Origin of the sequence: Hyella patelloides LEGE 07179, assembly GCF_900659865.1 — a bacterium.
Taxonomy (GTDB): domain Bacteria; phylum Cyanobacteriota; class Cyanobacteriia; order Cyanobacteriales; family Xenococcaceae; genus Hyella; species Hyella patelloides.
In genome coordinates this window covers 1-10,620 of record NZ_LR214014.1, presented here as the reverse complement: position 1 = coordinate 10,620, position 10,620 = coordinate 1, and the positions used below count along the sequence as shown (strand labels likewise).

General features: G+C 39.5%; 6 protein-coding genes. 3 read left to right on the top strand and 3 right to left on the bottom strand.

Annotated features, from left to right (window positions below):
• Positions 1 to 368: 368 nt before the first annotated feature.
• The 3 genes from H1P_RS26390 to plsX form a co-directional block, all read right to left on the bottom strand.
• Positions 369 to 1,472 (bottom strand): TRAP transporter substrate-binding protein, encoded by a 1,104-nt coding sequence (locus H1P_RS26390; protein ID WP_144873191.1) that lies wholly within the window; start codon positions 1,470 to 1,472, stop codon positions 369 to 371.
• Between the two features lie 93 nt (positions 1,473 to 1,565).
• The gene (locus H1P_RS26385; protein ID WP_186376154.1) at positions 1,566 to 2,591 is read right to left on the bottom strand and encodes a beta-ketoacyl-ACP synthase III; all 1,026 of its coding nucleotides are present in this window, start codon (positions 2,589 to 2,591) and stop codon (positions 1,566 to 1,568) included.
• A gap of 45 nt (positions 2,592 to 2,636) precedes the next feature.
• Positions 2,637 to 3,683, bottom strand: coding sequence for a phosphate acyltransferase PlsX (gene plsX / locus H1P_RS26380; protein ID WP_144873188.1), 1,047 nt, complete (start codon positions 3,681 to 3,683; stop codon positions 2,637 to 2,639).
• A 262-nt stretch (positions 3,684 to 3,945) separates the two neighbouring features.
• Between plsX and H1P_RS26375 the strand changes: the two genes are divergently transcribed.
• From H1P_RS26375 to H1P_RS26365, 3 genes are all read left to right on the top strand, one after another.
• The gene (locus tag H1P_RS26375) at positions 3,946 to 5,238 is read left to right on the top strand and encodes a D-alanyl-D-alanine carboxypeptidase (RefSeq protein WP_144873185.1); all 1,293 of its coding nucleotides are present in this window, start codon (positions 3,946 to 3,948) and stop codon (positions 5,236 to 5,238) included.
• Between the two features lie 355 nt (positions 5,239 to 5,593).
• Positions 5,594 to 8,296, top strand: a complete 2,703-nt coding sequence (locus tag H1P_RS26370) for a tetratricopeptide repeat protein (RefSeq protein WP_144873182.1) — start codon at positions 5,594 to 5,596, stop codon at positions 8,294 to 8,296.
• A 580-nt stretch (positions 8,297 to 8,876) separates the two neighbouring features.
• A complete protein-coding gene (locus H1P_RS26365) occupies positions 8,877 to 10,325 on the top strand; it encodes a tetratricopeptide repeat protein (RefSeq protein ID WP_246141962.1) in 1,449 nt (482 codons plus the stop codon).
• Positions 10,326 to 10,620 lie beyond the last annotated feature (295 nt).

Genomic DNA, 10,620 nt, shown 5'->3' with positions numbered 1-10,620 from the left:
TAGTCCCTCGAACAGTTATCTTAAAAACTATGGATTTCAAACTAGACGCGGTTTAGTTGCAGCTGACATTCCGCAGATAATTTTCTCAAGGAAATAATTAAATGAATTTGCTTGAATATAGCCGTTTATAGCAATCGCCAATCTTCAAAAACACCAAATAATATATTAGTTCTTATTCTGTTTCTAAAATCGCTGTATTCTCTATCTCTTAAAGTGTGTAGACTAAATTGCTCAAAAAATCACGAAGAAATTAAATTTTTCTGCGGAATGTGAGTTGCAGGATGATATTTTTCAGTCATCTCCCAGTTTCCCAATCTTCCAGACAATCTTTACCATTCCACTTCACGAATGCAATGCCAAATTTTTTTTTAGGATTGAGCAGTAAAATTACTAAAGCTCAACTCATTAATTGTGTTCCATTGAAATACCAGAGAACGAAATTTACTCCACTGTTGGTAGATTTCTTGAAACGCAGGAGATTGACTAGCATTTTCCTCGTAAATCTCAAAAGCAGCTTTTTGTGCTGCTTGTAAAATTTCAGCACTATAGGGAGTTAGTTTAGTACCACCAGCAATTAAACTTTGTAGGGCATTACGATTTAAAGCATCATACTTAGCCAGCATATTTAGATTGGCTTCCATAGCTGCGGTTTTAAATATTTCTTGGTACTCTACAGGCAGTTTATCCCATTGTGATTTGTTTACCTGCACTTCAAAAGTCGAACCTGGTTCCCACCAGCCAGGATAATAGTAAAAAGATGCAGCTTTATTTAAACCGAGCTTTTCATCATCATAAGGTCCTACCCACTCTGCTGCATCTATAGCACCCCGATCTAAAGCCAGATAAATTTCTCCTCCTGGTAATACCTGGACATTTACACCCAGACGAGCCATTACTTTCCCTCCTAACCCAGGAATTCGCATTTTTAAGCCATTAAGATCGCCCAGAGATTGAATTTCTTTTTTGAACCAACCTCCCATTTGCGCTCCTGAATTACCTGCGGGAAAACTAATGACATTAAAATCACTGTATAGCTTGTGCATGGCATCAATACCGCCACCGTGATAAAACCAGGCATTTTGCTGTTGGGCGGTTAAACCAAAGGGTAGACAAGTACCAAAGGCTAAAGCGGGATTTTTCCCAACATAGTAATAGCTAGCAGTATGTCCACATTCTACAGTGCCATTTTGCACCGCATCTAAGACTTCTAACCCAGGAACAATTTCCCCTGCTGCATAGGGTTCAATGGTAAACTTTCCGCCAGTCATGGCTTTGAGACGATCGCAGATTGTTTGCGCCCCACCAAAGATCGTATCTAAAGACTTGGGCCAACTTGTTACCATGCGCCAGCGTATGTTAGGTAAATCATTGGCTTGAACGCTAGGACTTCCACCAGTTTCATTACAGGCTACCAAAGTAGTAGCGGTGGTAGTGGCGATCGCAATTTGAGATAAAGCTTGTCTGCGTTTCATAATTTCAGGCTTGTTATAGCTGGTGCTGTTAAATCAACATCAGATTCTATCAAACAACCTTCAACCTATAGTATAAAAAGACTTATATATTAATCAACCCCATTGAAAAATAGCAGCACTCCAAGTAAGCCCTGCACCGAAACCAGAAGCAGCAACGATATGTCCTGGTTTGACTTTACCCTCTCTTACTGCTGCATCTAAAGCCAGGGGAATTGAAGCTGCGGAAGTGTTGCCATAGTCAGCAATATTACTTAATATTTTTGCTTTGGGTAGCTTTAAACGTTTGGCTACCGCATCCATAATACGTTGATTGGCTTGATGTAGTAGTAACCAATCAATATCTTCATTACTCAAACCAGCCGTAAACATGGCTTTTTCGATCGCTTCTGGCACTTTTGCTACTGCAAAGCGATAAACTTCCCGACCGTTCATAGTAATGGGTTGATAAGTGCCTGATTGGGCGGTAATCTCTTCTGTAAGCGGTTTGGATTGTCCTTGATAAGGGAGATTGAGACAGTTATTTTGATTTCCATCACTATACATTCCATAAGCCAAAAGGCGACCGCAACGCGCCTCGCCAACGGCGAGATCGCTATTTTCTATTCCCTGACAGACTACCGCTCCCGCACCATCTCCAAACAGCACACAGGTAGTACGGTCTGACCAGTCTACCCAGCGAGAAAGCAGATCTGCACCAATAACTACCACATTTTTCGACATTCCCGTGCGGATGTATTGAGCAGCCGTAATCAGAGCAAAGGTGAAACCCGAACAAGCAGCCGTGAGATCGAAAGCTACTGCTCTTGTAGCCCCCATAAGATGCTGTACCTTCACCGCACTACCAAATAGGTCATCGGGGGTCGAAGTAGCTAAAATAATCAAATCCACATCATTAGGAGATATCCCCGCCATTGCGATCGCATTTTGAGCAGCTTCGGCTGACAATTGACTCAAAGATTCGGTTTCAGAGCTTATATGGCGGTGCTTCATCCCTGTGCGACTATTAATCCACTCATCCGAAGTTTCCACAATCTGACTCAGATGATCGTTTGTTAAAACCGCTTGAGGCGCAGCAGAACCGCAGCCAGTAATCGCCATACCCATCCCGATATTGTTCAATGTTTTCGCTCCCTTGCTCCTAGGTAAAGATAATTGTGGTTTGATTTAATTAGCTGAAGCAGTTTCTTTGATTTCTTCTCGATGCTGCTGGTTATAAGCTTCGATTTTTTCGATTACTTCATGTTCTACTGCTTCTTTTGCCATACGGATTGCATTGAAGATTGAAGGAGCATGAGAACTACCATGACTAATAATACAGACTCCCGATACTCCAAAGAGCAAAGCACCGCCATGTTCTGCACAATCAATTCTTTGTTTAATGTTGCGGAGATTGGGTTTAAGTAAAGCTGTTCCTACTTTACCACGCCATCCTTTAGGGAGTTCTTCTTTCATGATGTTGAGCATCACTTCCCCAATAGCTTCGGCGAATTTTAGCAACACATTGCCCACAAAACCGTCACAGACAATAACATCAAAATTTCCCGACAACACATCTTTGCCTTCTGCATTACCCACAAAAGGAATTGCGGAATTATCCTGTAACAACTTATGGGTTTGCACTGCTAGCTCATTTCCCTTACCAGGTTCTTCTCCGATATTGAGTAAGCCTACTTTAGGTTCATCTACATCTAAAATATATTGACTGTAAATTGTCCCCATAAGAGCAAACTGTTCTAAATACTTGGGGCGACAATCCATATTTGCCCCTACATCAAGCACAATTACAGATTTCCCAGGAATCATAGTTGGAAATACTGCACCGATAGCGGGGCGATCTATTCCTTTCAGACGACCTAAGCGCAAAAGAGCAGCCGACATTGCTGCTCCTGAATGACCCGCAGAAACTACAGCCTGAGCTTTTTGCTCTTTGACTAAACTCATTGCTACATTGATTGATGCTTTGGGTTTACGACGGATGCTAGTTGCTTTTTCTTCCATCGTTACCACGCCTTCTGCGGAGACTATTTCAAGGCGTTCGGTGTCCGCTCCACCATGTTCATCGATACAGGCTTGAATTCGTTCTCGATCTCCTACTAGAAGCAGGTTTACATCTAATTCAGCAGCAGCGCGAATTGCGCCAACTACGATTTCGTCTGGGGCATAGTCTCCCCCCATTGCGTCTACTGCGATTGTTGCGCGCTGTAATCCCATTGAGCAAATATATAGAAGTCTTACAAATTTTAACAGTATTAAGAATAATTTATAAAGATTGTTTGGACAAACTTCATAAATTTGGGCTATTAGTGCTGAAAATCAATGATTTTCCAAAATGACTATCTATCAATTTGAATAAAGTCAAGGAAGTGCCACCATAACACCAAATCAAGGATGATTAATAATCTTTACAATTTCCCCAAGGAAGTTATAAAGGTTATTAATCATCCACTGCCATTTTAGTCTAGGAGGTTGCTTAATGTTAAAGATTATTGGTTCTAGTTTGTTGAGTCTATTGTGGGGAATCTTGGGGAATACTCCTCAACAACAAGTGCAGCTAGAGTCGATCGCTTGGCATGATACCGCACTTTTTCAACTTCCTGACGATCGATCCGATCCTGTAGTGCAGCAGATTGTGGATGATTATTTACAGAATCTAAGTCAACAAGGAATCAAGGGTAATCTCCAAGGAGTATGGTTGCAATCAGATTGGCTCGAATTAGGAGAGCATCAGGGTAATATTCCCGTTTCGGCTGCTTCTTTAACTAAGATTGCCACTACCTTAGCTGCTTTGGGCAAATTAGGAGTAGAGCATCAGTTTATAACGCGAATTTCTCACACAGGTTCGATTCAAGGAGGAGTCTTACAGGGAGATTTAATAATTGAAGGTAACCAAGATCCTTTCTTTGTCTGGGAAGAAGCGATCGCTCTTAGCAACAGTCTCAATCAGTTAGGTATTAAGGAAATAACGGGTAATTTACTGGTTAACGACCAATTCTATATGAACTATCAATCCGATCCCGAAGCTTCAGGAAAGCTGCTCAAGCAGGGTTTAGAACCTGGTTTATGGTCATCGGAGGTCAAGCAACAGTTTAGAGCCTTACCCATAATTACTCCTCGTCCTCAACTAACTATCAAAGGGAAAGTCAAGGTAATAGAAAATTTGCCTAGGGATGCTCAACTGCTGGTACTGCACAAGTCTCTATCCCTAATGAATATTTTGCGACAAATGAATATCTACAGTAATAATCAGATGGCACAAATGCTAGCAGATACTGTAGGAGGCGCGTCAGAAGTTGCTAATTATGCCCTGGAAATTACAGGAGTTTCTCCTTCAGAAATACAATTAATTAATGGCTCTGGATTAGGAGTGGAAAATCGCATTTCTCCCCGTGCTGCTACCAAAATGCTCATGGCAATTGAGAACCTATTGCAACCTCACAACTTACAAGTCGTAGATATCTTACCTGTTGCTGGTAGAGACAGTGTAGGCACAATGGAAAACCGCGACATACCCCAAGGGGTAGCCGTTAAGACAGGTACTTTAAATCAAGTCAGTGCTTTAGCGGGAGTAATTCCTCTAGATAGCGAGCGCAAAATTTGGTTTGCAGTGATTAATAGTGGTTGGCAAATTAAAACATTTCGTCAACAGCAAGACAAATTGCTAAAAGAGTTAGTAAACCATTGGCAATTAACACCCATAATTAATAATCAATCATTTTCCGAAACACAAGTTTATCTGGGCGATCCCCAACGCAATCAAATTCAATAAAAGGAAATATGAACTAAAAATTTCAATTTTAAAAACAAAATTTTGAGAAAATAACTTTTTAAAACTCTACTTCAGTAGAATTAAAGGCAGAAAATAGATACTTACGACTTATTCTAAAATTTAGCTTTTAATCGTCAATACAATCATCAAATACCTAAAAATTGCCCCAACTAGCCAAAATGGTGATGGTTTTTTTTGAGGACGAAGCTATCATAGTCTAATTGTAAGAGACATCTTGGTTGTCTAACAGATTGAACATTTATCATTAAACATCAAGCATTCAATACGATCTACCATATATTAGATTTAGGAAATGGCAAATGATAAATGGCAAATGATCAATGATAAATGAGAAATGACAAGCGAATCTGCCATTAAACAAATTAGATCCTATATCGCTCAACGCCAGTGGAGTGAAGTAATTGCTCTATGTGCTCAAACCTTAAAGAATAATCCGAAACGTCTTGAATTTTACCCTTTCTTGGCAAAAGCCTATACGAACCAGGGTAGACTAACAGAAGCGATCTCAGTTTATCAACAAGCTCTTGGTACAGCATTAAATCAAGCGGAAATTTATGCCGAATTAGGGTTACTTTATAGCAAGCAAAATCAGTTTGTTCAAGCAGCCTGGCATTATCAAAAAGCTTTGGCAATCAATCCCGATTGGGCAGAATTACAATATAATTTGGCAGTAGTTTTGCATCAATTAGGAGATTGGGAGCAAACCATCGCAGCTTATCAACAAGCTCTCAAAACTAAGCCAGATTATCCTGCGGTTTATTTTAATCTGGGGGTTTTATACGATCGCCGAGGTGAATTAGATACGGCTGTTAAAAATTATCAGCGAGCGATTGAAATTCAGCCCAACCATATTCGAGCATATAGTAATTTAGGCAGTACTCTCGCCAAACAAAAAAAATACGCCACGGCAATTAAAATTTTACAACAGGGACTTCAGATTAATCCTACTTGGAGTACCCTCCACAATAACCTAGGTCAGATTTATTTACTCAACGAGCAACCAGATAAAGCTTTAGCCAGCTTTGAAATGGCAACCAGTTTAGAGCCATCAATGGGACTTGCTTACAATAATTTGAGTAAATTGTGGCAACAACAGGGCAATTATGAACGAGTCGCAGAAATTATTAAATATTTTATCAATCTTGAGCCGACCAATGTGGCTGCTTTTAGTCATTTAGCGGGGGTATTATTCCATCAGGGGAAACGAGAACAAGCAATTAAATATCTGCGTCAGGCGATCGCCTTAGAACCAGATTTTGTCAATACCTATTGTGAGAATAATCTTCAGGAAAACACTACAGATTTATTAACTAGAGCGAAAAATTCTTGTGCTAAATTTCTCGCTGCTTTATCAGAAGAAGCGGACACGCCAGAAGTTTTAAATTTTCTTTGGCAAACATACTCTCATTGGGGAGATGTTTTATTTGAGTACGGTAGCATCACCCAAGCAGAAGCTTGCTATCGGAAAGGATTGGATATCAAGCCCGATGCAGTCTCACTTTACCTTAATTTAGGTAATTGTTTAGCTAAACAAAAACGCTGGAATGCTGCGGTGGGAATTTATCAAATGGGTTTAATTCTAGAACCCCATCATGGACAGTTGGGTTTTCAATTGGGAAAAATTCTGGAAAATCAACAACTTGCTCAATCTGCGGTTGACTATTACGAACAGATTCTGCAAAAGAAATCCTATCAGACAGGATTGTGGCAAGAATTACCCCAATTATTTCCGACAAAAAATACTTTATCCCACTTACCCCAGGCAATCTATCACCATACCCATGATTGGATTCGAGATTGTCGTCTAGAAGACTACAGCTATACAGAAATTGTTTGGGAAGGAACTGCACCTACTAATAGCAGACGAAGCAAACAACCACCCATTCAAATTACTCCCGAAGAATTAGATAACTCTGAGATTGAATGCGGTGGGGTTAGCTGTGCTAAATGCATGGCACAATTAATTAATGAATTTCAGCCAGTTTTTATCGGCAATCGGAGCTATCAATGTTCTTTTAATTATTCTCTAGATATAACTGCTTCTTTACCTTTTGTTGTTTCCATTCCCCAAGGAAAAGTTTGGAATGCTCCTCAAAAAAACTCTTGGATTATTTGTCATGCAATAGCGGTTATGACACCCGATAACTATTTACTGGGAGATTTATCTCGTTGCTATCCTTGGTTTTTACCCCCTTGTCCTTATCCAGAAAAAACTAATCACAAAATATTTGAAGTAGATCGCCTCCCCGATCTAACTCAATTAAAAGGTAAAGTTGCCGTTCTCTCAGGATTAGCTGGTCATGTTTATTATCACTGGATGTTTGATATTTTGCCTCGCATTGAGTTAATGCGTCTGAGTGAGATTGATTTAGACTCTATTGATTGGTTTGTGATCAACTCTATAGAAAAACCTTTTCAAAAAGAAACTCTCAGTTGGTTGGGGATTCCTCTGAATAAAGTTGTCTCTAGTGATGACACTTCTTTTATCGAAGCAGAGGAGCTTATTGTACCTTCTTTTCCTGGCTACCTAGATTGGATACCCTATGGCACAATTAAGTTTTTACGACAAACTTTTTTACCTAAAATTAGTATCGAAAGCTCGCAATATGGCAAGAAAATTTATATCAGCAGAGCGCGAGCTAGAACCAGACAGGTTATTAATGAAAAGGCTGTGACTCAGTTTTTAAATAAGCTAGATTTTCAAACCATCTTTCTGGAAGAAATGAGCATATTAGAACAAGTGGCTCTGTTTGCCAATGCTAAGGTAATTGTGGCACCTCATGGCTCTGGTTTAACCAATTTGGCATTCTGCTCTCCTCAAACTACGGTTATTGAACTATTTTCTCCCAACTACATCAGAACTGATTATTGGGTAATTTCGGAGCAACTAGAACTAAAACACTATTATTGTCTGGGAGAAAATTTTAATTGCCCAACCCTACGCAATCTTATGTATCAGAATTCTCTGACAGAAGATATTTTGGTAAATCTTAGTTCTTTAGAATTAGTTTTAAACGTAGCAGGATTTAGTGAATAGAATAGCTATGATAATTTGTATAGCCTTACTGTTCACTTCATAAATCTGGCGACAACCTCAGCTCCCCGTCTCTTTAGCAAGGGGTTTTAAGGTTTGCTATGCTAACATTGCTTTATTCAAGCAGCTTCGCTGTCAAGGAGAAGGAAAAGAATTAGCTGCTAGTTGTTAGTTGCTAATCTATTACTTGCTACTTGCTATAGCATTACGTGTACACCTTAAGACCTTTAAGACCTTTGAAAATTTTCTAATTGGTGCTTGGCACCTCGCACTTGTCTTGGCTGACGAAACTTTGTGCCGAGATCCCTCGTCTACTTCAGAATCAAGAATTTTCTTGTCCGTCTTGGTGCGCGAGTCCTTTAGGGGAGCGAGTCCTTTAGGGCGTTTCCTTGCCCAGATAACGCTCCTGGGTGCCTATGTTAAGCGCGGGGTCGTTTACACCCCAATGCTATGGGTGCAAGCATCGCATAGTTTGATGCACTGCTAATCTAATTTTGTATGGCTCTGGCTCTCTTACCATCTGCCCTACAAGGCTAATTATTTTAATATTTGGTTTTTATAATCCGTGAGTGCTAGTTATTTAATGAAGTCTGTTGCTGAATGTGAAACTGCTTTCACCGAACAGCCAGAAAATACTGAATATTGCCAAAAGGTTTGTCGAGATTTGGGTAATGTACTGCAAGGAATGGGTCGATTTGATGAAGCTGTAGTGTGGCACTCTTTTGCTCTAGACAATGAACCCAACTTAGTGGATGTCTATGCTCAGATTGGAAGACTTTATGCTCAAGAAGCGAATTGGGAAAAAGCGGTAGTAGTTTTTAATCATGCTCTAAAGCTGAAGCCAGATGCAGTTCATCTTTACTCTAATTTGGCTCAAATTTACGGTCAAATGGGGCAAAGACTGGCAGAAATCGAATGCTGGTATCAAGCTTTGGAATCCGATCCTGAGATGGTGAATGCTAACGGTTATTACAAATTGGGTAAAGCCTTTGAACAATTCGGCAAAATGGATCGGGCTTTAATGTGTTTACAAAGAGCTTGCGATCGCTCAGACGAGTTATTTGATGCACATTACGACTTAGGGGAGATTTGGCTGCGTCAAGGCAATTTAGAACTGGCTAAAGCAAGATTCCAAAAGATCTTAGAACAAGACCCCCAACAGGCAAAAGCTCATTACAAAATGGGTAACATCGCCTTCAGGCAAAGACAGTATGATACTGCTATTGAGCAATTTCGTCAGACAATTAAAGTTGCGCCTGAATTTCCTTGGGCTTATCGCGATTTAGTTAAAACTTTTTTGCATTTACGAAAATGGGATGAAGCTATATCTACCTGTCACGCCATTATTAACCTGGTCGAAGAATTTCCTTGGGTTTATATTCAGTTGGGAGATGCTTTAAGGGAAAAAGGAAGGATTAATGATGCGGTAACTAACTTTAAAAAAGCCTGTAAGCTGAGAGGTTGGAAAGAATGTCGCGATCGCGATTACTATTTTACCAAAGACACTTTTAGTTATCGTTTGGCTATTTGGCAACCTATATTCAAGCCAATTATGCAGCAAAAAAGCTTGAAAATTATTGAATTAGGCAGTTATCAAGGAATGTCTGCTTGTTGGTTTCTCGATACTGTTTTGACTCATGATTCCGCTCAATTAGTCTGTATCGATTCTCAATTTGAATCTGATTTTACAGGCAACTTGAACAGTACGGGAGCTCAAGAAAAAGTTACTTTGTTGACGGGTACGGTAGCTCAACATTTACCCAATTTAGAGCTAAATAGTTTTGATGTGGCAAATCTGCAAGATAAACGCAAATCTGTAGATGCTGCTTTTGAAAATGCCGATGCTGTTTGGAAATTACTAAAAGTGGGAGGTTTAGCTATCTTTAATGATTATGGTTGGCTTAACTCTCAAGCTCCAGAGTTAAATCCTAAAGAAGGTATAGATCGCTTTTTAACTTCAATTAAAGATCGATGGGAATTGGTAACTCGCTCTCCCCAGTCTTTCCAATTTATTATAAAAAAAATAGCTTAGATGAAGTCAAGTAAGGGATGAGGAACTTTGTTCAGAGATAAAGTATGAGTAGTGATTCAGGGTTTTATACCATTTTTAAAAAGTAGCTGGAGAGATTAATTTCCCATTACGCACTTCAATTTGTAGTTTTATCAAAGTATCTACTCTCAGACTTTAGATAGAGGAAGATTGGTTAGCTTCTTTCAGAATAAAATCCTCAACCTGGATCAAAACCACAAACTTTTATCATTAAAAATAGCTTATTGAGAATAGCTTGACTCGAAAAAATAATAATATTTGAAAGTACCTAAAAAAT